Origin of the sequence: Pedobacter sp. L105 (assembly GCF_009765875.1) — a bacterium.
Taxonomy (GTDB): Bacteria; Bacteroidota; Bacteroidia; order Sphingobacteriales; family Sphingobacteriaceae; genus Pedobacter.
On record NZ_LMUP01000003.1, the window covers coordinates 47,636 to 72,432 of the forward strand.

Below are 24,797 nucleotides of genomic sequence, written 5' to 3' on the forward strand. Positions count from 1 at the left end.
TCAGATGAAAAACATCGGTTTCATTGATAAATTTAACTGATCAAGCTTTATAACCTTTAACATTAACACACACATATGAAACCTGCATGAGCGTTTAAAGCTCTCAAAAAAATGAACTAGCTCATGCAAGCTTCATCACCTTTAAAATTAAATACATAAACAGATGAAAAAGTTGTTTCTATTATGCACTGCAGTTGTCTGCATGCTTTGTTCTAATCTTTATGCCCAGCAATACAATATTGTTATTAAGGGCGGTCATGTGATTGATCCTAAGAATAACATTGACCAGATCATGGATGTGGCCATTATTGACGGAAAAGTAGCTAAAGTAGCTGCAAACATTAGTACAGCAAATGCAATACAGGTGGTGGATGCTAAGGGATTATATGTTTCTCCGGGTTTTATTGATTTACATACCCATAATTTTCAGGGTACAGAGCCGGATCATTATTTAAATGATGGTTTTGATGCGCTCACCCCTGATGGTTTTACCTTTAGGGTAGGGGTAACTACAGTAGTAGATGCCGGCTGTGCGGGATGGCGTAATTTTGCACTGTTTAAAAAGAATATCGTTGACCGTTCAAAAACCAGGGTACTGGCCATGCTGAACGTAGTGGGCGAAGGAATGCGCGGAGGGGCTTATGAGCAGGATACCACAGATATGAATTCTAAAATGATTGCTTTAGTAGCCAGAGGCAATAAAGATATTATTGTAGGAATCAAAGTGGCGCATTTTGAAGGACATGAGTGGACTGCTGTTGACCACGCGGTAGCTGCCGGCGTAATGGCTAACATTCCGGTAATGATCGATTTTGGAGGTAGCACACCTGCGCTTTCTTTAGATGATCTGTTTATGAAACATTTGCGTAAGGGAGATATTTATACACATATGTATGCTGGTCTGTATCCTTCGAGAGAAGAGATCATTGATCCGGCTACCGGAAAGGTAAAACCTTATTTCCTGGAAGCACGCAAAAAAGGAATTTTGTTTGATGTAGGTTATGGAGGGATTAGTTTCACTTACAGAGAAGGAATTCCGGCAATGAAAGAAGGCTTTTTCCCGAATACGATCAGTACCGATATCCACTCTGAAAGCATGAACGGATCGATGAAAGATATGATGAGTGTAATGTCTAAATTCCTGAATATGGGCATGCCATTGAAAGAAGTGATTAAAGCATCTACCTGGAATTCTGCACAGGCGGTTAAAAAAGAGATGCTGGGAAATTTATCTGAAGATGCTCCTGCCGATGTTACTATTTTCGACCTTCGTAAAGGTGATTTTGGCTTTTATGATTATACAGGTATTAAAGAAAAAGGAACTGAAAAGTTTGAGTGTGAAATGACCATCAGGGATGGTAAGATTGTTTACGACCTGAATGGAATTGCTACTCCAGAGTTTCCTGTTAGACAAGTGGTTAAAAAAGGCGCTTCAGAACATCACAAACTGTAAAACTGATAACATTAAACTTATGATCAGGGCTGACCATGAGTTTAATGTTCAAAAGCTGCATCTAACAATTTAACTATGCGTAGGATTAGCCTGAGAACCTTTAAAAAGCAATATTAACTCGAAAAAACGCAATAAATAGATGAAATTAAATGTACGTATTGTCCTTTTAGCGGCGGTTATGATTTTAACAGGCCATGTCATGAGCGCTCAGACGATGTCAAAGGAAGAGTTGATTTATTTGACCTCCGATTGGAAAGGGGAGCGTTTCCCTGATGGCAGGCCTAAAATTCCTGATGATCTGCTGGAAAGGGCAAAAAACATAGGCATTGAAGATGCCTGGGCTACGCTAAATAATGAAGGTTATCACTGCCAGTTTGATCGGGGCTGGAAGATGGTGCATGATGATGTACCTGTAGTGGGAAGGGCTTTAACGGCTTCATTTATGCCTTCGCGACCAGATGTTCAGCAGAAGATCATGGACAGGGGTAAAAAGGAGGGTAGAAAAGGGAACTCCAATTCCTGGCCAATCGATATGTTGTCTAAAGGCGACGTATATGTGGCCGATGGAATGGGGAAAATTGCCGAAGGAACTTTAATTGGTGACAACCTTGGAAACTCCATTTATGCCAAATCTGGTAATGGGGTAATTTTTGATGCTTCTGCAAGGGACCTGGAAGGCTTATCTGCCATCGCTGGTTTTAATGCTTTTGTACGCGACTGGGATCCTTCTTATCTGAAAGACGAAGTGCTGATGGGATTAAATACACCTATCCATATTGGAAGGGCGATTGTGATGCCGGGCGACCTGGTATTGGCTAAAAAAGAAGGCGTATTGTTTATCCCTGCACATTTAGCGGAGAAAGTAATCCTGACCGCCGAGTTTATTGGTTTACGCGATACTTTTGGCATTCAAATGTTAAAAGAAGGAACCTATGCGACAGGTGAAATTGACAACCAGTGGACAGATAAAATCAAAGAGGCATTTTTAAAATGGCTGGACAAGAATCCAGGCAAATTGCCCATGACGCGTGCCAAGCTGGATGAATATATGAAAGCAAGAACCTGGTAATATCATTTAATATTAAAGACCCGCTGTTATATATAAAACAGCGGGTTTTTTTATAAATGTTTTATTCTGTCTTCATATTTAAGGTACAGTTCTTCATTGGAAAAACCATCTATGTTCTGGCTGTGGTAGACAGGCAATTTGGCACCTCTGGCTGAGGCCAATTTGATAGCTTCCGTTGTAATGGTATTCACTAGCAGCATCCCGGCGATAGACGACCCGGGACCGATTAATTTGCCTTCAATTTCCATCAAACCATCTCCTGAAGGAACCTCGTTGTCTAATACAAGATCTGCTATCTCATACAATTTTTTACCACTCTGATGGCGCGAAGGATAACTTTGGGATTGCGTAAGAGAAGTAACGGCAATTACTTTAAGGCCTTCTTTTTTTGCCCTTAAAGCCATTTCAATGGGCATGGCATTTCTTCCTGAATTGGATATGATGATCATGATATCCGAAGAGCTGATTTTATACTTTTCCCAGAGAATATCTGCTAATCCGCTTATTCTTTCAATTTCGCCGCCTCTTCTTGCGCCGCTGGTAGCCAATACCAGATCATCCAGTACGGCATTTACATTGGCTAAGCCGCCCGCTCTGGTAAACAGCTCCATCCCGATGATATGAGAATGCCCTGAGCCAAATGCATGAATGATATGGTCGTCCACAATAACGTCCGAAATCCATTCAGCCGCTTTTTCAATGTTTTCTTTTTGAGTGGTGGAAATGTGTTTGATCAGCGCGCTGATCTTTTCAATGTATTCGAACATATATCTGTTTTAATCGGAATGTAAGGAAGATAGTTTAGCTGATATGGTATTCTTCAAGTTTTCTGTAAAGTGTGGTGAGTCCAATGCCCAACAGGCGTGCCGTCTCGGTTTTATTGTTGCGGGTATATTTCAGCACTTTAATGATATGCATTTTTTCTACGGTTTCCATTTTCATGTTGTCGCCTTCCACCACATTTCCCTGGTGAAATTCATAGGGCAGGAGAGCGGCATTTAACACTGGTCCGTCAGACAGGATCACTACCCGCTCGATCACGTTTTTCAGTTCCCTGATGTTTCCTTTCCAGGTATGGTTCATTAACCGCTCGCCAAACTGCTCTTCCATCGTGAAATCAGGTTTATTCACTTTGGCTGCAAACTGTTTTAAATAATATTTGGCAATGATCAGGATATCACCTTTTCTTTCATTTAGTGAAGGCAATTCAATAGAAAAAACAGAAAGCCTGTAAAAGAGGTCCAGCCGGAAACGGCCTTCTTCAGCTTCTGTTTTCAGATCGCGGTTGGTAGCAGCGATAATACGTACGTTAACCTTTGTGGTTTGTGTATCACCAACTTTAATAAAAGTCTGGTTTTCCAGTACACGTAATAATTTGGCTTGCAGGTCGAGGTTCATTTCCCCGATCTCATCAAGGAAAAGGGTACCTTCATTTGCTTCCTGCAACAATCCTTTTTTATCTTTCTGGGCGCCCGTAAATGCGCCCTGTTTGTAACCGAATAACTCACTTTCCAGCAAATCCGGGTTAAAGCCGCTGCAGTTCAACGCAACAAAAGGTTTTAACTTTCTGGGACTTTCATAATGAATGGCCTGTGCAAAAACTTCTTTTCCTGTTCCGGTTTCACCCAATAATAAAACAGTAGTATCTGTAGGTGCTACTCTTCTGGCCAGGTCTACGGCTTCTAAAATAGGTTTAGACTGGCCCAGGATAGCCGTGAAATCATATTGTCTTTGTATTTTGGATTCAAGCTCAAAAACGCGGTACTGCAACTTGGCTTTGTCCATCGCTTTATAGACCAGCGGGATAATCTTATCGTTATCATCACCTTTGGTGATATAATCAAAAGCCCCGTTGCGCATGGCTTTTACACCATCCTGTATGGTTCCGAAGGCCGTCAGGTTGATCACCTCTGCGTAAGGTTTGATCTGTTTGATCTGCTGAACCAGCTCAACGCCGTTTACATCGGGCAGTTTTACATCGCTGATCACCACATGTACTTCCTGATTGGCGAGTAATTTAAGTCCTTCTTTACCTGTATTGGCCTGAAAAACTGTAAACCCCTCCAGTTCAATAATTCTGGCCAGGAGGCTACAGATCTTTTTTTCATCGTCAATAATCAGAACGCTTTGCTGCATAAATAAAAAATTTAAGCAAATTTAATTATATTATGATAGTATTGATCAATACTCAAAATTAAAGCACCGAACTTCTATTTAAAGGTAACTTGGTCATATTCATCAAAAAAGTCTTATTTTTGATGAATAATAATCTTCAACATCTTGGCTAAGATCAATAAGAATTCTCATAAGATCCTTTACAGGAAGTATTCATCTAATATTAAATATCTGATGATGGCCTTAACTGTTTTTATCATTACCTTTTTTTTGCCCAAACAACCGCGCTTCAGGTATGAGTTTCAAAAAGGTAAAATATGGCTGAATAAAGATCTGGTTTCCCCTTTCAGTTTTGCCATTCTGAAAACAAATCCACAGGTAGCTACAGATAAAAATGATGCTTTGGAAAATGTATTGCCCATATATCGCTTTGATCCGGATATATTTAGCGGGATACAGGAAGCTTATGAGAATGAGTTTGATGTGAAATGGCGTGCAAATACATTTCTGGAGGCAGATAGAGAACCTAGCAAAGCTGCTTCCCTGAGACTGCTTACAGCTATTTATGAGAAAGGAATATTAGCTGTAAATCCAAAACATCTGAAAGGAAGAAAGTATTATGACCTTTCATTATTGAACAATAACATTACTTATACCATTAGCAGTCAGGATGTATATACGGTACAAACGGCACTTGATTTTTTCAATGATACGTTTACCTCTACAAATTTAAAAGAGAAAGAGGTAATCATTAACCTGGTTGAAGATCACTTGCAGCCTAATATTATTTTTGATGAAAAGTTAACCAGTATTGTACAGAACAATACAGTCAATAGCCTTTCCACTACCCGCGGAATGGTGCAGAAAGGGGAGCTGATCATTGCCAAGAATAATGTAATCGATGACGAGATCTATCAGAAGTTACAATCATTTAAAGAAACTTACGAGGCACAGACTAAAACTATTGGCGATAGTAAGCTGGTTTATCTGGGGCAGATATTGCTGGTTGCTTTTGTGCTGACCTTACAAATGGTATTTCTTTACATGTTCAGGAAAGATATTTTTGCTGATAACAGGCAACTTTCTTTGCTGATGTTGGTGATCACTTCCATGCTGCTGGCTTTAACCTGGTCGAACAAGCTTAACCTGCCCAGCGTCTATTATATTCCGTTTTGTATAGTTCCTATCATTATCAGGATATTGTTTGATACACGCCTTGCCCTGTACCTCCATTTACTGGTTATATTGATCGCAGGCTTTTTTGTACCAAACAGTTTTGAGTTTGTATTTTATCAGACCACTGCCGGGATGGTGGCTATCTATAGCATCAGGAACCTGATTAAAAGGGAGCAGTTGCTGCTTTCCGCTTTGTTTATCCTAACGGCTTATTTTATCAGCTTCCTGGGTATTGGCTTGTTACGTGAAGGATCTTTTAAGGAAATTGAATGGATTAATTTTGTCCCTTTTATCATTAGCGTATTGCTGTCTTTACTGGCTTATCCACTGATCTACGCTTTTGAAAGGGTATTTGGAATCACTTCTGATGTTGCCCTAATAGAGTTGACCAACACCAATAATAAGTTACTCAGAGAGCTTGCATTTAAAGCACCCGGTACTTTTCAGCATTCCCTGCAGGTAGCCAATCTGGCGGAGGCAGCGATTTTCAAGATAGGAGGAAACTCCTTGCTGGTACGGGCGGGCGCATTGTATCATGATATCGGTAAGATTGAGAACCCGCAATACTTTATTGAGAACCAAAATACGTCGATCAGTCCGCATGATAAGCTGCCTTATGAACAAAGTGCCCAGATTATCATTAAACACGTGCATAAAGGCATTGAAATCACCAGAAGGAACCAGTTACCGGAAAGTGTGATCGACTTTATCAGAACGCACCATGGCAATACGCGTGTAGATTTCTTTTACCAGTCCTTTCTTAAAAATTCACCGGAGAAGTTTGTAGATGAAAATATCTTCAGGTATCCTGGTCCTATACCATTTTCTAAGGAAACAGGGGTGTTAATGCTGGCTGACTCAGTGGAAGCGGCGTCCAGAAGTATCAAAAATCCGGACGCGCAAAACATAAATGACCTGGTAGAACGCATCATTGACTACAAATTGGAGCAAAATCAGTTAGATAATTGCGATTTAACGCTAAAAGATTTAGAAACTATAAAGCTGATATTCAAGACAATGCTCATGAGTATCTATCATGTGCGTATAGATTACCTACAATCTGTGTAAATAATTTTTGCAAATATGATTGAATTGCTATATTTGCAATCCCGAAAAACGGGTAACAATTTTAAACGGAGGGATGCCTGAGTGGCCGAAAGGAACAGTTTGCTAAACTGTCGTACTGGCAACGGTACCGAGGGTTCGAATCCCTCTTCCTCCGCCAAGTGGTTTCCACTAAAAAATCGATGAAGACTGCTCCTAAAGAGCGGTCTTTTTTCGTTTAAACCTATATTCCTTGCTGCACTGGGTGGGGATGATAGTATAATCTACTTAGCTAAGTAATTAGATGTTCCTTTTACTAATAAAAAGCAGATTGGATACTTTTATCTTTAAATTTGTAGTATGGCCCGCCCGGAACAAATAAAGGATGAATTTTTAACACTGATCGACCGGCACCTGGACGATCTGGTGCACCTGCGTGTGACGGAAATGATGGAGATAAAAGATTTCGCCGAAACTCTGCATATCCATCCTACACACCTCAGCAATACGATCAAAGAACTTTGCGGTACTTCTCCCTGCGGCCTTTACCAGCCAAAAATATTAAGGGTTGCACAGGAATTATTAGCTGACACAAATTTTTCGATCCATGAGACTGCATTGCGGCTATCCTTTGAACCATCCCAGTTCACAAAATGGTTTAAACAACTGACAGGAATCACACCCAAAGCTTATCGCACACAAATACTGAAATGATGACCATTTTACATCATTTTACAAGGCTAACTTTACGATATGAAACGACAAGTATTGATTACCGGTGGCAGTTCAGGCATTGGCCTTGGATTAGCCCAACGTTTTTTATCGGCAGGAATACGCGTATTGGTTACCGGCCGTGATGGAGAAAAATTAAAACAGGCGGCAAGAGAAAATCCTGGATTAGAAATTTTCATCAATGACATTAGCCTTCCGGAAGAGCGGGAAGCGCTATCCCGATATGTTGCCCACACCATGCCCGGCTTAAATTTGCTCATCAATAATGCGGGTATTCAGCGACGAGTGGCATTGGCCGATGACCATGCAGATTGGGCAGAAAGACAAGCGGAGATAAATATATTACTGTCAGCACCTGTTCATTTAAATCACTTGCTGATTCCTTTGTTGCTTTTACCCGGAAAAACCAGTACCATTGTGAATGTCACCTCTGGCGGAGCCTTTATTCCGCAAGTGTTTGCCCCAATATACAGTGCTTGTAAAGCAGCGCTGCATCATTATACAATAACACTTCGCCATGCGCTGAGTAGAACTTCGTGCAAGGTAGTTGAATTAATTCCACCAGCAGTGCAAAGCGGTCTTGCAGGACCAGGATTGAACCACGGAGTACCGCTGAACGAGTTTTGTGATGCGGTTTTTAATGCGTTAACTGGTGATCAGGCAGAGATTGGCTTTGCCCAGACAGCGGGACTAATTCCACAAATCTCCGGCAAGATAGTCAGTGAGTTATTTGAATCAAGTGCAGGCAGGTTCCCGGTGCATACTTATTGAATAACTTACTGATGAATAAACTACAATCATATACTCACAATAAATAGTATTTTACTTTGAAACACGTACTAGACAACAGCATTTGGAGCGCGCTTAATAGTGGCAATAAGGATATAGCCCTCGGGACAGAAAATGTGAAATATTACCCTGCAGATGTAGCTCCATTTGCAGGATTAGTGCTTAATACCTCCGAGAATTTAAATACGCTGTATGAGATTACTCCGGGGGAGGGTACTTTTGCCATAAAAAACATTGGCCAGCTTCACATACCTGCTCCCTGGAAACTTATTCGTAGCGTTCCACTCTTACAAATGGTTTGTGATGATCCTGTTCAGCGCAAAACTATTAGTGACTCAATAGAAGAGCTTTCCAAAAAGCATATTTCGCAGATGCTTCAGCTTACTACACTTACTAATCCAGGGCCCTTTAGGGAACGTACAATTGATCTGGGACATTACCAGGGAATATTTGATGGTGAACAACTTGTGGCTATGGCTGGCCAGCGCATGCACCCTTTACCTTATGCAGAAATAAGCGCGGTTTGTACTCATCCCGATTATATTGGGAGGGGATATGGTGCACAGCTTATATTAAGTCAGGCCAATCGAATTAAAGAAAGTGGAGGAACACCATATCTACATGTAGCGGAAGGTAACGATCGGGCGATCAAACTTTACAAATCACTGGGATTTGTGACGCGGCAGCAAATGTTTATTTACTTTATCAGTAAATAAGCAACAAGTGTCGATAAAGCTTAGTTTTATTATTTAATATAAATCAAAAATGATATTCAATCAAATAGATCAGCCGGCATTAACTGATGACATTAAACTTGTCATTGCCAATACATTTGTTAATTCATTGAAAAGAAATGAATGGGAAAATATGCGCGCCATACTCGCTGATGATGCAACGTGGACGTTACCTGGTACGAGCCTGCTTTCGGGTTTGGCTAACGGTGCCGAGGCTATAATTAGTCGGGCACAAGGCCTTAAAAATTTCGGTGTTAATTTTAGTCTGAAACATATTCTTATAGGCATCAATGGTTTCAGCTTGTCTTTACATAATACTGCCAGCCGCGGGGATCTTATTTTAGATGAGCAGGTAGCTATTGTTTTTGAACTTAAGAATAACATTATCGTGTCGATGGCAACTTATCTTTCTGATGTTCCAGGCATCAATGCGTTTTTCATTGAAGGAGTTCATAAGGAAATCCAATCTCAGTCTAACGAATAAATTTGAGGTTTGTATTTAATAATAGGCTGAATTTATCATTAGTGTTGCGGGAAAGTTTTAAGATATTGCTTGATCGGATTTATTAATCACATTTAGTAAATAAGAGCGGGCTGATTACCGCCAGGGTTGCAGATGTTGTTAAATTAAACCAGTCCGTATTAAAAGTGCTGGCGTAGTAATTATAGAGATTTTTATCAGCGCAGCTAATGATACGTTGTTTATCAAATTGCCATTCATGTAGTAGACCTGTTGTGCTGTTATTAACCCATTATCCCCACCAAGTGGGAAATTATTGGAAGCTGATGAAAGTTGCCTACATATACATACCTTTTATTGAATAGTTCTTGTTAATATGAAACAGAGTTTGATCCAAAAACTTCAATAAGGTTAAATAAAAAATTACGATATATAATCTTAATACTATATTTGTATTATAGCTTTTGCAGCTAAAAGATGTACATAAAGTGGTTAGTTATTCGGTGAGTCGAAAATCATACCATAATAAAATAATTGATTAGGGGGTTTAAAGCCGGAGGGGTACAAATACCTCTTCCTCCGCTGAAATTAAACGAAAAGCCTGTAATCTTACGATTGACAGGCTTTTTTTTTATCTTTATTTAACCACCAAGAGGAAACAATGCTGGAAATAGATTTACAAATCATACCTACCGATCTGCTTGATCAATACAAGGCAGTTGTTTCCGAAGAAGCATTGTTGACTGCGTTTAACAAATTGGAAGATGCTGAGTTATCCACAGCTGAGTTTAGCTTTTATACTTCCGTAGCCTCAGTTTATTCCAGTAAAATTGAAGGAGAAGATATAGAGCTTGATTCTTATATCAAGCATAAACGCTTTCACCTGGAATTTCAACCGGATTATACACGTAAAATAGATGACCTTTATCTGGCTTATCAGTTTGCTTCAGAAAACAGGCCAGGCCAGGAAACTTTTGCAGCGATGCACAAACTTTTAGCTAAGCATATCGTATCGAAAAATTGGTTGGGTCAATTCAGGACCCAGAATATGTTTGTGACCACAAAAGATGGACGCATTGAATATGTAGCTGCTTCTCCTGCTGAAGTGTCTGGTGAGATGGATAAACTATATGCGGATCTGGAATTATTGCTTAACGCTGAGCTTACTGTCGTAGAAACCTTCTTTTTTGCCAGCATGATTCATTTGGTATTCGTGAAAATACATTCATGGAATGATGGAAATGGTCGTAGTGCCCGTTTGTTTGAGAAATGGTTTCTTGCTCAAAAACTGCGCAGTAAGGCTTGGTTCGTGCAGTCTGAGAAATATTATTATACACAGCATAAGACTTATTATAATAACATACGAGTTTTAGGATTGGAATACCCGTTATTAGATTATACAAAAGCTTTATCATTTTTATTGATGTTACCAAGCTCTGTAACAGAGAAAGAATAAGAGCCAGAAACTGCTGATCTCGTGATTTTATTGCAGGTAGGATATTATTCAAAAATTGGTTTGGGTGCGTTTTCCTGCAACTGAATAAGAACAAGTTTGAATAACTAAAAAGCAGCAAAAAATAAGTTGAAAGTTTTATTTTTGAAGATTCTCCTTAAGAACCCTAAAGATGCATAATTTCCAGGCGCTGTTCGATTACGTTCAAAAACTTTCCGGCGAAACGCTTTCAGCGGATGACAAGCAAGTATTTACCACACATTTTAAACCCAAAAAGATCAGGAAACGACAATACTTTTTACAGGAAGGGGATGTATGTAAATATACTGGATTCATTGTGAAAGGAGCTGCCAAGACGTTTACGGTAGATGAAAAAGGACATGAGCATATATTAAAATTAAGTGTTGAGAACTGGTGGCTGGCCGATTTTGAAAGTTTTTACAAATTGATACCAAGCCGCTTTAACATAGAAGCGCTGGAAGATATGGAGATCTTACAAATAACCCATGGCCTTGTAGAAGAATTCATAAAGCCAATTCCTGCCTTTTCAGCTATGCAAAATGTGCTTAGTCAAAATAATACCATTGCTACCCAAAAAAGAATGCAGTCCTCCATCAGTCAAACTGGCGAAGAACGATTTCAGGAACTCGTTAACGATTATCCGCACTTTATACAGCGGTTCCCTCAAAATTTAATTGCTTCCTACCTGGGTTTAACACCGGAAAGTTTGAGCCGGATCAGGAAGAATTCCTCAAAATAGATTGATCTTTGATAAGCGTATTTAATGACTAATGATAAGATGCAGTTCGTTGCGCTGCTGCATCTTTGGATTAACATTAAATAGTAAAAGATCATGAGTAAATTAAAAAACAAAGTAGCGGTAATTACAGGCGGCAATAGCGGTATAGGATTTGGTATTGCCGAAGCGTTTAAAAGTGAAGGCGCTGCGGGAGCTATTGTTGGCAGAAATCATCAAACCTTAGAAAATTCAGCTGCTCAGCTGGGCAATGATTTTATAGCCATCAATGCAGATGTAACTAATCTTGCCGATTTAGAAAGAGTATTTAAAGATACAGCCAATAAATTTGGTAAAATAGATATACTGGTAGCCAATGCAGGTGCAGGAACAACCGGAACTGTAGCAGATGTGAGCGAAGCTGATTACGATAAGACCATGGATCTTAACCTGAAAAGCGTTTACTTCACTGTACAAAAAGCGCTGCCTTATATGAATGATGGAGGGTCTATAATTCTTATCGGATCAAATGCTGCACATCGGGCATATCCATCGTTTGGGCTTTACGGCGCTGCAAAAGCTGCCGTGATCTTTTTGGCGAAAAGTTTTTCAAACGATTTGCTGGAAAGAAAGATCAGGGTAAATGTAATCACTCCGGGTACTACAGACACACCTGCATTTGATAAGTTCGTTCCTGCAGAACATATCGAAGCTGTTAAAACACAGTTTGCAGGTGTGATGCCAATAGGCAGGATCGGGCAGCCATCAGATATTGGTAAAACAGCAGTTTTCCTTGCTTCTGAAGATTCTTCTTTCTTGCTTGGCTCCGAACTTCTTGTTGATGGTGGCATGACTTACTTAGCTAAGTAATTTCTTATTCACTGGCATGAGTTTGAACTCGTGCCAGTGAATATCAGATGCTAAGGAATCAGCAAAAAAATTGAGTTTTAAAAACCATACATACCACCCGAAACACCAATTTGCTCTCCCGTGATCCAGGCTGCATCATCTGAAGCAAGAAATAAAACAGCTTTCGCAATATCTTCGGGCTGGCCCCTGCGGCCAAGTGGTGTTTTGGCAACAAACATTTTTTCATATTCACTGCCAGGGGTTACACCTGCGCTGGCTGCACCTTCTGTATCCGTAGCGCCTGGCAAAATAGAATTGATACGAACATTCTTTGCACCCAATTCTTTTGATAAAGCAATCGTTATAGCGTCTAATGCCGCTTTAGTGGCAGAGTACAACGAGGCGCCCGGAAGAGGATATTTGCTCGCACCCGAACTGATATTGATGATATTGCCGCCCTTATCGCCAAACGCTTTTAATGATGCCTGGATAGTCAATATAGGCCCCAAAACATTGACGTTGAAATGCTGATGAAAAGCTGCTGCCGATATCTGTTCAACAGGTAGGTATCCCTGATAGACCGCATTGTTTACCAAAATATCCAGGGGGCCGAAAGCTGTATTGGTTTCATCAAACAGCCTGATCACATCCTCCTCGTTCGATACATCGGCTTGTACGGCAATAGCCAGGCCTCCGTTATCGGTTATTTCCTTAACTACCCTATCTGCGCTTTCTTTACTTGAGGCATAATTCACAACTACTTTTGCGCCTGCTGCCGCGAAGTGTTTTGCAATAGATGCACCTATTCCTTTTGATGCACCGGTAACTACAGCCACTTTGTTTTCTAATTTACTCATGATTTCTATATGTTAATATATTCATATTCTTCAGGTGTATTTTCGTTCTGAAGTATATCCAAAGATGCAGACCCATAACGGACTGTTTATTGACATGAATCATTAAGTACGCTTGATTTAAGTCAACTCATTGTTCTGACCTAAATCAGGTTAATCGAATAACTAATTGTAAAAAAGTAACTTAAGGTAGCCACGGGAGACTTGGGAGGCAACTATAGAGATAGATCACAACGGCATATTTTGCGTTGTTGAGCAATTTATTTGTATTCAGAAAGCTATGTCGATGGGGGTTCTGAATCTATTTAAAAAAGTTTTTCCTTATCCTGCTCAAAGTTTCCGGGGATAAACCCAGATAAGAAGCGATCATGTTTTGCGGAAACCGTTTTAGAAAATGCGGATAATTGCTGATTAAGTCCTGATAACGCTCTTCAGCTGTATAGCTAAAAGCGGCTTGCATTCTTTTCTGGGTTGAAATGGTGTAATTTTGACTGATTACATTTGCCATTGCTGAAAAGGCAGGGATATGCTTAAGAAACTCTTCAATTTGAGCATTGGTTGATTGAAGAACTTCCAGGTTCTCTAGCGCCTCAATATTAAAGCGACTTGGCGTTAGCAGGTAAAAGCTTTCAAAATCAGCCAGCCACCAATTTTCGACAGACAATTTCAATACATTTTCATGCCCCTTTTCATCTGTTGTAAAGGTCCTGGCAGATCCTTTTACAATAAACCCAATATATTTACATACGTCCCCTTCCTGTAAAAAATATTGCCGTTTTCTAAGTTTTTTGGCTTTGAAATGTGCCATCAACAACTGTTTGTCATCTTCTGAAAGCAGTTTGCCTGATATTTCCTGAATGTAATCGAAAAACGCTTCAAAATTGGACATCGTTCAATGTATATAATAATCCGCAATTTACCCAAGCTGACCGATAAAAACTAAAAAAACAAACATGAACATCCTCAGTCCTTCAGCAGGCTGTTCAAGGCAAAGACCAGTTTATCACCTTTGGATTTTAAAGCGAGTTTTAATTGACATAAGGCCTTGAATCATCACGATTAACATTGTCTTTATTCATATCTTAACGCATCTATAGGGGCTGCCTTAGCTACTTTGATGGATTGCACGCTGACTGTTAAAATGGCAATAATCAATGATAAACCCATGGCCACAGCGAAGGGCATAATGGTAATTGGTACTCTAAATTCAAAGGCCGACAACCATTTATTGATAATGATATAAGCCAGTGGAAAAGCAATCAGATTGGAGATCGCAACCAGCTTAATAAAATCTATATTAAGCAGCGTTAATATACTAAGCGTACTGGCACCTAATATCTTGCGGATGCTCACTTCTTTTTTCCTCTGTTCGGCAATAAATAAGGCCAATCCCAGCAAGCCTAAGCACGAAATAAAAATGGCGAAACCTCCAAACCAATTAGATAAAGTTCCCAGTAGTTTCTCATCCAGGAACTTCTGTTCAAAGTTTTCATCTACAAACTTCCTGTCAACAGGGAAACCCGGATTAAGTGTTTTAAAAACACCATCAATCTGATCTGCTGAAGTACCCACGCTTTGAGCAGGATTTAGCCGGACAACGACATATTGAACCCTATCCATATTCTTATCTATAAACATTGGTGTTGCTTTTTTATAAGGAGACTCCATTACAAAGTCTTTCATCACCCCAATAACAGTAACGTTGGTTCCATTAATTGTTAGTTTAGCACCAATAGGCTGTTTTAATCCCATTGCGTTCACCGCCGCCTCATTGATCATCACTTTTGAAGAATCATCCTGAAAATCTGATGTAAACTCCCGGCCGGCAACCATACCAGAACCAATAGTTTTAACAAAATCGTCACCTGTAGTCCTGCTGTTAAACAATATGTTTTCTTTAGGGTTTTTCCCTAGCCAGTCCACACCCCAGGTATTGTTTCCGCCCTCAATTAAACTGCTGCTAAAAAAAGTCACCTGGGAAGCTGACCCGGTTTTAATGAGTTGCTCTTTCAGCATGGCTAGTTTATCTTTTCCTTGTAGGGTTCCTTGGATCGGGATCTCAATCAAGCCGGTTTTTTGATAACCTATTGGTTTGTTCTTAATGTAATGAAGTTGCTGATAAATAACAGAGGTACAGATAATCAGACAGGCTGCAAACACAAACTGAAATACAACCAGGATCTTTCTTACTGAAAGTGAAGCACTGCCAGCTGTACTAAACCCTTTAAGTACTTTAACCGGTTCAAACGAAGAAAGGTAAAATGCGGGATAGCTGCCAGCAATAAAACCGGTGATTACAGTTAAGCCTACCAAGACCGACCAAAATTGCCAGTCGCCATAATCAATCGTTAGCTTAATATTTAACAGGTTATTAAAATAGGGGAGGCTAAGCTCCATCAATATAAAGGCGAAAAGCATTCCTATAAAAGAAATCAAAATAGATTCCAGCAAGAACTGGATGATGAGCGCCCCTCTTGAAGAACCTATAGACTTTCTGATGCCCACTTCCTTAGCCCTTTTTTCTGATCTGGCAGTAGAAAGATTCATGAAATTCACACAGGCAATTAAAAGGATACAAAAGGCAAGAAGAAGAAAAATCTTAACCTGATTGATCTTACCGCCAATTGCCTTTCCGTTTTCAAATTTGTCGTATAAGTGCCATTTCGACAAAGGGTGCAGCAGGGCAGTGTTGACTGATCCCGTCATATTTTGCCGATAAATTTTATTGATTTCCCCATTAGCCTGATCAAAAGCACTATTGTTCTGTAGCTGTACTACAGTTAGGCAAAAGTTATTTCCCCAGCTTTGGTTATTTGCCCAGGGTTCCAGCCGGATAAACAATGTCCAGGGCATTAGATAATCAAACTGGATACTGCTGTTTTTAGGCAGATCTTCAATCACACCTTCTACTTTTAAAACCTCTTTATACTGTAATTTCACTGTTTTATTTATCGGGTCTTCCTCTCCAAAGAGGGCCTTAGCCATCGTTTTGGTCAGGATAATTGAATTAACATTTTTTAATGCAGTACCCGGGTTTCCCTTGATAAATTTGTAGTCGAATATTTTTAAAAAATCAGGATCTGCGTAAATAGCATTTTTCTTGAAATTCTTTTCTCCGTTACTAACCATATCTTCCCTTGGATAGCTGGAGTGAGAGGCATAGGCTACCCCAGGTATTTTAGTTTTCACCTCATTTGCCATCACTCCGGGAGTCCATGCCCAGCTAAACGTCTCTGTGTTGGTTTTAAGGTTATGATAAACGATATATGTTTTGTCGAAATTTTTAAACTGCCTGTCATAACTCCATTCATAAGCTACATATAACAGTAAGATCATGCAGCTGGCAAGGCCAATTGCTAAACCTCCAACGTTGATCAGGGTATATCCTTTATTTTTCCAAAGGCTGCGCAGTGCTATTTTTAAATTGAGTTTGAACATATCAGAAAGGTAAAATAACGATTTTATTTAACGGCTACCGTGGTGCCAAAAGCTAAATAGATGCCAATAAAAAAAATAAAGGCTGAAAGGATCATTAAGGCATTTGTTAAATGAATTGAATTGCTGAAATGTTCGAAATTGAACAGTTACTGTACATTATCGTACGAGGGAGGGCAAGTTTTAAGTGAATAATGCGGGCAACGTTTTTTCAATTCCGTTACATGTTATTAAGAACCTGGTTGAATAGGTGAAAGTATTTAAATTTTTCCTCCTCCGGAAATAGGATTTTACTTAAACCCGATATTAGCTGCGCTAATGTTGTATATTCAAGTGTTAAAACTTAAGCTCTCACTCATGAAAAAAATATTGCTGTCGTTATTATTTCTTGTGCCCTTTGCAGCATTGGCGCAAGCTCCTTTCACGATTAAAGGTATCGGCGATGGTTTAAAAAATGGCGATAAAATATATCTCACGTATTGGCTAGAGGATAAATTGAAACTAGATTCGGCTGTAGTTAATCATCACACTTTCGGCTTTAAAGGAAGCATAAATGGGATCACTCCGGCCCATCTGAACCAAAATGAAAACCCTACGCAAATAGATATATACTATAACGCTATCGCGTTTTATATAGAACCGGGAGATATTTTGTTTTCTACTGCCGATTCTCTTAAATACGCTGCCATTTCGGGCACTAAAACGAACCGGGATTTAACTGCCATTTCCGAAGATTTAAAAACTTTGCAAAATAAGTATGTCAAACTCGAGAATGATTTTGATGAGCTGAAACCCGAGCAACAAAAAGATATTAACGAAGTTGCCAATTTTCGCAAGAAAAGGAAGGTGTTACTTACAGAGATGGAGCCAGTTAAGTTTGGTTTTATCAGTACCCATCCTGATTCCTACATCAGTCTAGTTACCATACAAGATTTGCTGAAAAATGACGCACCTATACAACAGATAGCTGCCGCTTACAATACCTTAACGCCGGATGTAAAGGCTACCCCTTCAGGTAAGAAAATGGCAGCCGATATAACAACCAACGTAGCAGGAAAGTTAAAATCAGCTGTTAACCTGATGGCTCCGGATTTTACCTTGCCTGATACAGAAGGTAAGCTGGTAAAACTGGCCGATTATAAAGCTAAATATGTAATGGTTGATTTTTGGGCATCATGGTGTTTGCCTTGCCGTCAGGAAAATCCTAACGTTATACTGGCATATAATAAATTTAAGGATAAAGGATTCACCGTATTAGGCGTTTCACTGGACAGTGAGCAAACGAAAAAAGACTGGATAAAAGCCATTAAAGAAGATGGCCTTACCTGGACACAGGTATCAGACTTGAAAGGCTGGAAAAATAAGGCGGCACTGCTTTACGGTGTAACCTCTATTCCCGCTAATGTACTGATAGACCCCACCGGCAAAATTGTAGCGCGTAATGTTAAAGACAAGGTTTTGATGGATAAACTTGCAGAGCTGTTGAAATAAATCTTTATTGCTGTAATATTTTCAATGATTAAATATCATCATTCATTTGCTTGTTTTTCATTATCCGCTTACAAACATTATTTTTTATTTAACTCATCTTCAATTTGCGCTTGTAATGCCGCCTTAAAGTCATCGCCCAACTTAAACTCCGGTTTTTTATCGGTCTTTAACATTTGGCTGATCATCTGGTTAATTTTCTGACTTTGGCCTACATACAGGCGGCAGAAGCTACAGCCCACCAGATGAACGCGCAACTCCACAGACTCCCTGAAGGTGATTTTACTGATCAGCCTCTTGTCAATCAAATAGGTTGCCTTACGGCAATTATAGATCACGTTTATTAAGTTGTTCATTTTACATCCAGTTTTTCTGAAGGCAAGCCCTCAGGTTGAGTTTAGCGCGGTGAATGATTACCCAAAAATTGGCCTGACTCAATCTGAGTTCGGCACAAACAAAGTCGGTCGTTTCATCGTCCATATGTTTCATCGTAAAAACGGACAGCCACATGGCGGGTAATTTTTGCATGCACTGCTGCAGTATATGGTTCAGTTCTTTATGTGCCAGAGAATCAAAATCATCGAGACCAAATTGTTTCGGCGCATGTTCTTTTTTCCAATGCCCATTTTCTTGAAAAAAATCAGGTTCTTCGCCTATCGGATTTTTAATTTCTTCTGTTTTTAATCCAGACGATTTTGCGCGGTATACATCATAGATCTTATTTTTTAAAATGGCCGTTAACCAGGTTCTTTCTGAACTTTTACCCTCAAATTTGTGCATACTTTGGAGGGCTGCTAAAAAAGTTTCCTGCACAAGGTCGCGCGCCTGATCTTCGTCGCTGATCCGCTTAATAGCGAATAGATATAAATAATCAGCATAAGTATTGACCCAATTTTTGGGGTCTGGCATCTGATCCACAGGGGGTAATTCAATTTCGTCCATTATCATAAACAGGTTTTGTTGGTAACCCTGCTAAAACCTTTATCCTAAATTCGGGGTAAATATACCGAAGGATAACGGTCTAAAATGGTATAGATATATATTCAAAAACAATAGCCTATAGATAAACTCAATAATCGACTGTTAAATTTAACCTTAGCTTTGGCCACGTAACTCCAAATTTATATGATGGAATACTATATCAATACCATAAAAGATTACTTATTTCATCAGGCCAATTTGCACCAGCTTAATCCCTGGTTATTTGGCGCTTTTTACTTGTTAAGTAAGATCTTGTTTCTCTCTTTTTTAGGATGGGCCATTAAAAATTTAAGACAAAAGACTTCTGTACTTCTACCTTTGCTGTTAGCCGCTTTAGGTTACAGTATACCTTATTTGTATTTGATCATTGCGGGGAAGAATATTCCGTTCTGGATATATCTGGTAATCAGCCTTATCTATTTATTCAGCGCATGGTCTATACGGGCAAAGCTCAAGTCTGCCAGGCTTCAGTCTGAAACAAATGATACTGCCGATGCTATCATTACCAAAACTGATAACTAAAGGAGAAATTTCGCAACCGGCTAGCGGAGCTGTTGCGATTCTGGTTTGATGTCATTGAGGTTAGGAATAAAGGTTGAACTGAAATTAAGCAGGCCTGGTTTTACCCAGACCTGCCAGTTAATTTTGTGATCTTATTTAAGTGTTACCCTGATGATGTTACTGATTGCAGGCAGGGTAGTGAATGCATTAGGATTTGGAATAGCTACAATAGGTGTATTGGTAACCAATGGTGTACCGGCTAAATTAAACTGGGTAATTCCAGCACCAGGAAACTGATCAGTTGCTGTTCCATCGTCAAAAAGATTGATGCTCGACGAAATGTCTCCTTTAGTTGTAGCATCCACTCCATTGTCAACTGAGGCAAAGAACCAGTCGTTCGAAAATCCGTACATCGTTGCTATGGCCAGACGATCACCTTTTGAAACATTGATATCCTGAGATACAATTCCTCCGGCTTTACCGCCGATAGAAGGTAATAAAACTGTTGTAGCAGGAGCCGGTAAAACATATACTGCTTTAACACCAGGCTTTCCTTTCAGGTAAGCAGCCAATGTGCTGGCATCTCCCTGTTGTGCCAGTGGTTTAAGTCCGAAACCTGCGTCGATTGCGCCAGTTTTGTAAATTGGATTGTCTATACCATTATAGATAACAACCAGGATAGGAGACAGGGGAGTAAAGATTCCTGTTATACTTTTAACATAAGCGCTAAGGGGAGCATTATTACCTGCTTCTGCGATACTGGTTAGGCCATTAGCTGTATATTGTCCGCTGGCATAAAGAGGTGCAGTATTTTGCAATGTTCCACCTACGATATAAGAAACGGCCCAAACGCCAGGACTTAAAGGGGTAGGATTGGCAGTACCGCCTGATATGTTTGTAAGTGTTAAGGTAAATACTGAATTACCATCATATTTTAAGCTTGCTTTTACCAATGAAGATGCAGCCAGATAAGTGTTTCCCTGTGCATCAACTCCTTTCACCTCTGAAATAGCTTTATTCTCCGCTACTCCCGGATGATTAACAGCTGCGCCTGGTGCCTGGTTTACCCGGGTTCCATTATCCCAAAGTTTTACCTGTGCAGAAACATCTCCTTCAATTGGATTTCCGTTGGCATCATAAACCTGGATACCTGGGTTGGCGGGTGCAAAGAATAAATCATTTGACCATCCGTACATGGAAGCAAAAGTTATGGCTTCGCCTTTAGCTGCAGAAAACTGAAAGGAGACAGATTGTCCGGCCTGGATAAGTCCGGGGGTTCCGGTACCCTGAAATGTGCCCGATTCTACAAGGGGCTCTGAATTTAAAACGTTCTCAACTGTGATAGAAGATTTTGAAGATGTGGTTACGCCAGTGTTATTGTCTTTTTTACAAGAAGCAAATGATAAGGCTAGTAATGCAATTAATGCGAAATTTGATGTGTTTTTGAAGTAGTTCATGTTATTAATTTCCCCATTTGTCGGAGACAATAAAGATTCCTTACAGCCCTTTTTCATTTTTAGCGATAAAAAAGTGAAATTATTTTATGGGCTATATTAAAATTGATAAATTTTGTGAGATTATAAATTGATAATCAGTTATTTGCTGAATTTATTTTTCCAAGCGAAATCTCAGAAAAAAATGAAATTATTTTATTTGCCCTCGATTTTTCTTCAATGTTGAGGGGATATCACCTTTTTATTTTTGATTATGCCTCTGTTTAGAGACCTCCCTGTTGAATGACTTCGCCAGTTTAAATAGTCAGTATCAATGAACAACAGCGCATAAGATTTGAAAAAACAGGTGATTCAAAACGAATCCACTCTCCATTGCAAGATGCTTTCGGCTACAGGTTGGCTCCGCCTTAGCTCGTCCGTACCTGCCCGATTTTACTAGAGAAAAGCAGGCAGTTAGGGTGCAGGGAATCTGAAGGCAATCTGGAGTTGAAAGCTTCGTGGTCTTCGTAGTCATTCACTTCTGGGATGCTATTTTTATGGTTAAGCCAGGTTAGGCAAAAATAATATTACAGTCAAATGCTGTAATAGAAGGACTGGCTGATGAGATGGAAAATAATAGCTGAACTTAGTGTTCGATCGTCAATTTAATTTAAAAGCTGTTTTTTAAACTGCCTTGGGCTTAGACCTGTTTCTCTTTTAAACAAACGGGAGAAATAAGGCAGGTTATCAAAACCAAGTGCAAAGGCTGTTTCGGTGATACTTTTATCTTCACCTTTGAGGATATTTTTTGCTTCTGACATCAGGAACAGATGGATCAGTTCTATGGCCGTTTTGCCGGTTTCCTGTTTTAAAAGATCGCTCAGATAACCGGATGAAACATTGAGTTTATCAGCCAGAGAGTTTACTGTTGGTAAACCATGATTGGTCAGCTTACCGTTTTCTAAATACTCAGAAAGCACTTCGTTAAACCGGGTAACGGTTTTGCCCGATAGTTCTTTGCGGTTAATAAACTGCCGCTTATAAAAGCGTTGCGCATATTTCAGGATAGACGTTACCTGGGCAATCATGATTTCATTGCTATACTCATCCTGATTATTGTAATATTCGGTTTCGATTTTATGGTAAAGTTCCCAGATAATCTGTTCTTCTCTCGGTGACAGGTAAAGTGCTTCGCTGGTCTCGTAATCAAAATAATTGTACTTCTTAATATCTGCATGGAGGTAACTTCCGTTAAGGAAATCTTCATGTAAATAAATAAAAAAACCTTCTCCCTGTGCTTCAACATCGCTTGCTCCCACAATTTGACGTGGTTTTACGAAAGACATGGAACCACTGTTATGGTCATACTTAGTTTTGCCATAGATCATCTCACCAGACTTGATCTTTTTTAAACCAATCCGGTAAAAATCGCCCGTATAAGACATACCGGCATTTTCGGAGCAAATACCGTTGCATATCACCAAACTGATCAGTGGGTTTTCCGGTGGCGCAAAATTATTTGCACTATGCAGATCGATAAGATTTTTATAATGTTTCATCTGGTAAACTCAAAAAATCGGCATCCTCGCGGGATGCCGATAAAATTAAACATTATTTAATTAACCATGTGCAGCTGCAGAAACTTCACTCCATTCTTCCCACGATTTTAAACGTTCCTCATAGATGTATTTTGTCCATGGATAGGCCATTTTCCCCAGAAATAAACGTAATGGAGGATTTTCATTGTCTGCTAACTGCAGGACGGCATCAACTGTTGCTTCTGGTTTTCCAATGCTATCTTCGGTCATATTACCATAGAATGACTCTTTTAATTGATCATAGGCCTCAATTCTGTCTGTATGTATGGCGGAAGTGTTATACCAGTCGGTAGAAAATGTGTTGGGTTCCACCAGTGTAATTTTAATTCCGAAGTCTTTTACTTCCGCAGCCAGCGATTCGCTCAGACCTTCAACGGCAAATTTTGAGGCCGTATAAATACCAAGTATTGGAAGGGTAACTACTCCTAATACACTTGATACCTGGATAATATGGCCAAAACCTTGCTCCCTCATTACCGGAATGGCGGCCTGGGTGATCCACAGCAAGCCAAATACATTGGTTTCCAGTTGTTCGCGTGCCTGTTCTTCGGAGGTTTCTTCTATGGTGCCGAATAAGCCATATCCCGCATTGTTGATCACCACATCCAGCGATCCGAAATGTTCTTTTGCCTTTTTAATAGCTGCGAAACCGGCAGCCCTGTTATTCACATCTAACTGAATGGTGAGAATGGAATCTCCATATTCTTTTACCAGATGATCCAGTTTATTAATATCCCGCGCAGTAGCCACTACTTTGTCTCCACGTTTAAGAAATGCTTCGGCCCAGATTTTTCCAAAGCCTCTTGATGCACCAGTAATAAAAATTGTCTTTGACATAATTTTAAGTATTTATTTAAGACAAATTTACTCGCTCCGCCATGTCGAAATTTATACAGAATCATGGAGTATTGATACGTATCACGGATGTTTTTGATTGCCATAATTTCAATTAGCACCATCCTTTGTTGATACTATAAAAACTATATTTGTATCTTAGCTTTTATTAATTTTCCTGTTAAGAATAAAACAATAGTTACATATGAAAAGATACTTTTTATTAATCCTTTTACTCGTTTCCTTATCAGGATATGCCCAGAATACAATTAATAACTACAAATATGTGCTGGTGCCTGAACAGTTTAGTTTCCTTAAGCAAAAAGACCAGTACAAATTAAATACCCTGACCAAGAGGTTGCTGGAAGACAAAGGTTTTACGGTTTATTTTGATAATTCTGATGTACCAGGTGAAATTTCCAGCAATAAATGTATTGCGCTGAATGCCGAAGTTGTAGGGAAAAGCACTATGTTCAGTACCAGTCTTACATTGATATTAAAGGACTGTAAAGGCAATATTATTTTTAAAGGTAAAGAAGGGAAAAGCAGGGAGAAAGATTACGATGTTTCTTACAACCTCGCTTTAAGGGATGCGTTTAATTCTTTAAACGCTGTGCCATACGCTTATGCACCTTCGACAGATACGCGTGACCAGCAGCCGGTTGCTACAGCAAGTGTTCCTGCTATAGCGAGTGCTCCCGTTACAACAAGCGTTCCTGCTACAGCAAGCGCTTCTGCTTCTGCAAGTGTTCCAGTTACAGCGAATGTGGCTGTTCCGTCAAACATGTATGCTGCAAAAGTTATTGCAACAGAAACCGGTCAAACTGCGGGTACATTATATGCCCAGCCAACAGCAACCGGATATCAGTTAATTGATACCCAACCAAAAATCAGGTTAACATTATCTAAAACTTCTGTGCAGGATTATTTCATTGCAGATAACGGAGTGGCTAACGGAATCGTTTTTAAAAGGAATGAAAACTGGTTTTTTGAATATTATACAAACGGTAAACTAGTTGCTGAAAAACTGCTGATTAAATTTTAAAAGCTATCAGATACCGCT

23 protein-coding genes and 1 tRNA gene are annotated in these 24,797 nt (G+C 39.6%); 14 read left to right on the forward strand and 10 right to left on the reverse strand.

What is annotated here, in order from left to right; genetic code table 11:
* Positions 1–163: 163 nt before the first annotated feature.
* Together GSQ84_RS04625 and GSQ84_RS04630 are read left to right on the forward strand one after the other, a co-directional pair.
* Complete coding sequence (locus tag GSQ84_RS04625) at positions 164–1,453, forward strand: amidohydrolase/deacetylase family metallohydrolase (RefSeq protein WP_158796099.1); 1,290 nt, start codon at positions 164–166, stop codon at positions 1,451–1,453.
* Between the two features lie 199 nt (positions 1,454–1,652).
* Entirely contained in the window at positions 1,653–2,522 is an 870-nt protein-coding gene (locus GSQ84_RS04630) for an RraA family protein (RefSeq protein WP_254070783.1), read from the forward strand.
* Between the two features lie 50 nt (positions 2,523–2,572).
* Here the strand turns inward: GSQ84_RS04630 and GSQ84_RS04635 are convergent, their stop codons facing one another.
* Both GSQ84_RS04635 and GSQ84_RS04640 read right to left on the reverse strand, forming a co-directional pair.
* Positions 2,573–3,289 carry a sugar isomerase domain-containing protein gene (locus tag GSQ84_RS04635; RefSeq protein ID WP_158796101.1) on the reverse strand — a complete coding sequence of 239 codons (717 nt, stop codon included), beginning with the start codon at positions 3,287–3,289 and terminating at the stop codon, positions 2,573–2,575.
* Positions 3,290–3,323: 34 nt separating this feature from the next.
* The gene (locus tag GSQ84_RS04640) at positions 3,324–4,658 is read right to left on the reverse strand and encodes a sigma-54 dependent transcriptional regulator (RefSeq protein ID WP_158796102.1); all 1,335 of its coding nucleotides are present in this window, start codon (positions 4,656–4,658) and stop codon (positions 3,324–3,326) included.
* 144 nt (positions 4,659–4,802) lie between these two features.
* Between GSQ84_RS04640 and GSQ84_RS04645 the strand changes: the two genes are divergently transcribed.
* The 9 genes from GSQ84_RS04645 to GSQ84_RS04685 all read left to right on the forward strand — a co-directional run bounded on the left by GSQ84_RS04645 (position 4,803) and on the right by GSQ84_RS04685 (position 12,631).
* Positions 4,803–6,881, forward strand: a complete 2,079-nt coding sequence (locus GSQ84_RS04645) for an HD family phosphohydrolase (protein WP_371416349.1) — start codon at positions 4,803–4,805, stop codon at positions 6,879–6,881.
* A gap of 67 nt (positions 6,882–6,948) precedes the next feature.
* Positions 6,949–7,038, forward strand: a tRNA-Ser gene (locus GSQ84_RS04650).
* Positions 7,039–7,217: 179 nt separating this feature from the next.
* Positions 7,218–7,571 (forward strand): helix-turn-helix transcriptional regulator, encoded by a 354-nt coding sequence (locus GSQ84_RS04655; protein WP_158796103.1) that lies wholly within the window; start codon positions 7,218–7,220, stop codon positions 7,569–7,571.
* A 39-nt stretch (positions 7,572–7,610) separates the two neighbouring features.
* Positions 7,611–8,360: an SDR family NAD(P)-dependent oxidoreductase gene (locus GSQ84_RS04660; protein WP_158796104.1), complete on the forward strand. Its 750-nt coding sequence runs from the start codon at positions 7,611–7,613 to the stop codon at positions 8,358–8,360.
* 56 nt (positions 8,361–8,416) lie between these two features.
* Positions 8,417–9,094 carry a GNAT family N-acetyltransferase gene (locus GSQ84_RS04665; protein ID WP_158796105.1) on the forward strand — a complete coding sequence of 226 codons (678 nt, stop codon included), beginning with the start codon at positions 8,417–8,419 and terminating at the stop codon, positions 9,092–9,094.
* Positions 9,095–9,143: 49 nt separating this feature from the next.
* On the forward strand, positions 9,144–9,596 hold the full coding sequence (locus GSQ84_RS04670) for a nuclear transport factor 2 family protein (RefSeq protein ID WP_158796106.1): 453 nt from the start codon (positions 9,144–9,146) through the stop codon (positions 9,594–9,596).
* 637 nt (positions 9,597–10,233) lie between these two features.
* Positions 10,234–11,028, forward strand: coding sequence for a Fic family protein (locus GSQ84_RS04675; protein ID WP_158796107.1), 795 nt, complete (start codon positions 10,234–10,236; stop codon positions 11,026–11,028).
* Positions 11,029–11,197: 169 nt separating this feature from the next.
* Positions 11,198–11,785 (forward strand): Crp/Fnr family transcriptional regulator, encoded by a 588-nt coding sequence (locus GSQ84_RS04680; protein ID WP_158796108.1) that lies wholly within the window; start codon positions 11,198–11,200, stop codon positions 11,783–11,785.
* Between the two features lie 93 nt (positions 11,786–11,878).
* The gene (locus GSQ84_RS04685; RefSeq protein ID WP_158796109.1) at positions 11,879–12,631 is read left to right on the forward strand and encodes an SDR family NAD(P)-dependent oxidoreductase; all 753 of its coding nucleotides are present in this window, start codon (positions 11,879–11,881) and stop codon (positions 12,629–12,631) included.
* A 77-nt stretch (positions 12,632–12,708) separates the two neighbouring features.
* Here the strand turns inward: GSQ84_RS04685 and GSQ84_RS04690 are convergent, their stop codons facing one another.
* From GSQ84_RS04690 to GSQ84_RS04700, 3 genes are all read right to left on the reverse strand, one after another.
* Positions 12,709–13,467 carry an SDR family NAD(P)-dependent oxidoreductase gene (locus GSQ84_RS04690; RefSeq protein ID WP_158796110.1) on the reverse strand — a complete coding sequence of 253 codons (759 nt, stop codon included), beginning with the start codon at positions 13,465–13,467 and terminating at the stop codon, positions 12,709–12,711.
* 298 nt (positions 13,468–13,765) lie between these two features.
* Positions 13,766–14,353, reverse strand: coding sequence for a Crp/Fnr family transcriptional regulator (locus GSQ84_RS04695; protein WP_158796111.1), 588 nt, complete (start codon positions 14,351–14,353; stop codon positions 13,766–13,768).
* Between the two features lie 182 nt (positions 14,354–14,535).
* Positions 14,536–16,902: an ABC transporter permease gene (locus GSQ84_RS04700; RefSeq protein ID WP_158796112.1), complete on the reverse strand. Its 2,367-nt coding sequence runs from the start codon at positions 16,900–16,902 to the stop codon at positions 14,536–14,538.
* Positions 16,903–17,256: 354 nt separating this feature from the next.
* Between GSQ84_RS04700 and GSQ84_RS04705 the strand changes: the two genes are divergently transcribed.
* Positions 17,257–18,390, forward strand: a complete 1,134-nt coding sequence (locus GSQ84_RS04705) for a TlpA disulfide reductase family protein (protein ID WP_158796113.1) — start codon at positions 17,257–17,259, stop codon at positions 18,388–18,390.
* 77 nt (positions 18,391–18,467) lie between these two features.
* Here GSQ84_RS04705 and GSQ84_RS04710 read toward each other — a convergent pair whose 3' ends face one another.
* Together GSQ84_RS04710 and GSQ84_RS04715 are read right to left on the reverse strand one after the other, a co-directional pair.
* A complete protein-coding gene (locus tag GSQ84_RS04710; RefSeq protein ID WP_158796114.1) occupies positions 18,468–18,743 on the reverse strand; it encodes a hypothetical protein in 276 nt (91 codons plus the stop codon).
* Between the two features lies 1 nt (position 18,744).
* Entirely contained in the window at positions 18,745–19,329 is a 585-nt protein-coding gene (locus tag GSQ84_RS04715; protein ID WP_254070784.1) for a sigma-70 family RNA polymerase sigma factor, read from the reverse strand.
* Positions 19,330–19,512: 183 nt separating this feature from the next.
* Between GSQ84_RS04715 and GSQ84_RS04720 the strand changes: the two genes are divergently transcribed.
* Entirely contained in the window at positions 19,513–19,890 is a 378-nt protein-coding gene (locus GSQ84_RS04720) for a hypothetical protein (RefSeq protein ID WP_158796116.1), read from the forward strand.
* Between the two features lie 131 nt (positions 19,891–20,021).
* Here GSQ84_RS04720 and GSQ84_RS04725 read toward each other — a convergent pair whose 3' ends face one another.
* The 3 genes from GSQ84_RS04725 to GSQ84_RS04735 all read right to left on the reverse strand — a co-directional run bounded on the left by GSQ84_RS04725 (position 20,022) and on the right by GSQ84_RS04735 (position 23,737).
* Positions 20,022–21,326, reverse strand: a complete 1,305-nt coding sequence (locus GSQ84_RS04725) for a spondin domain-containing protein (protein ID WP_158796117.1) — start codon at positions 21,324–21,326, stop codon at positions 20,022–20,024.
* A gap of 641 nt (positions 21,327–21,967) precedes the next feature.
* Positions 21,968–22,861, reverse strand: a complete 894-nt coding sequence (locus tag GSQ84_RS04730) for an AraC family transcriptional regulator (protein WP_158796118.1) — start codon at positions 22,859–22,861, stop codon at positions 21,968–21,970.
* Between the two features lie 60 nt (positions 22,862–22,921).
* On the reverse strand, positions 22,922–23,737 hold the full coding sequence (locus tag GSQ84_RS04735) for an SDR family NAD(P)-dependent oxidoreductase (protein WP_158796119.1): 816 nt from the start codon (positions 23,735–23,737) through the stop codon (positions 22,922–22,924).
* A gap of 202 nt (positions 23,738–23,939) precedes the next feature.
* Here GSQ84_RS04735 and GSQ84_RS04740 point away from each other — a divergent pair, with 202 nt between their 5' ends.
* The gene (locus GSQ84_RS04740; protein ID WP_158796120.1) at positions 23,940–24,779 is read left to right on the forward strand and encodes a hypothetical protein; all 840 of its coding nucleotides are present in this window, start codon (positions 23,940–23,942) and stop codon (positions 24,777–24,779) included.
* The last annotated feature ends 18 nt before the right edge of the window (positions 24,780–24,797 follow it).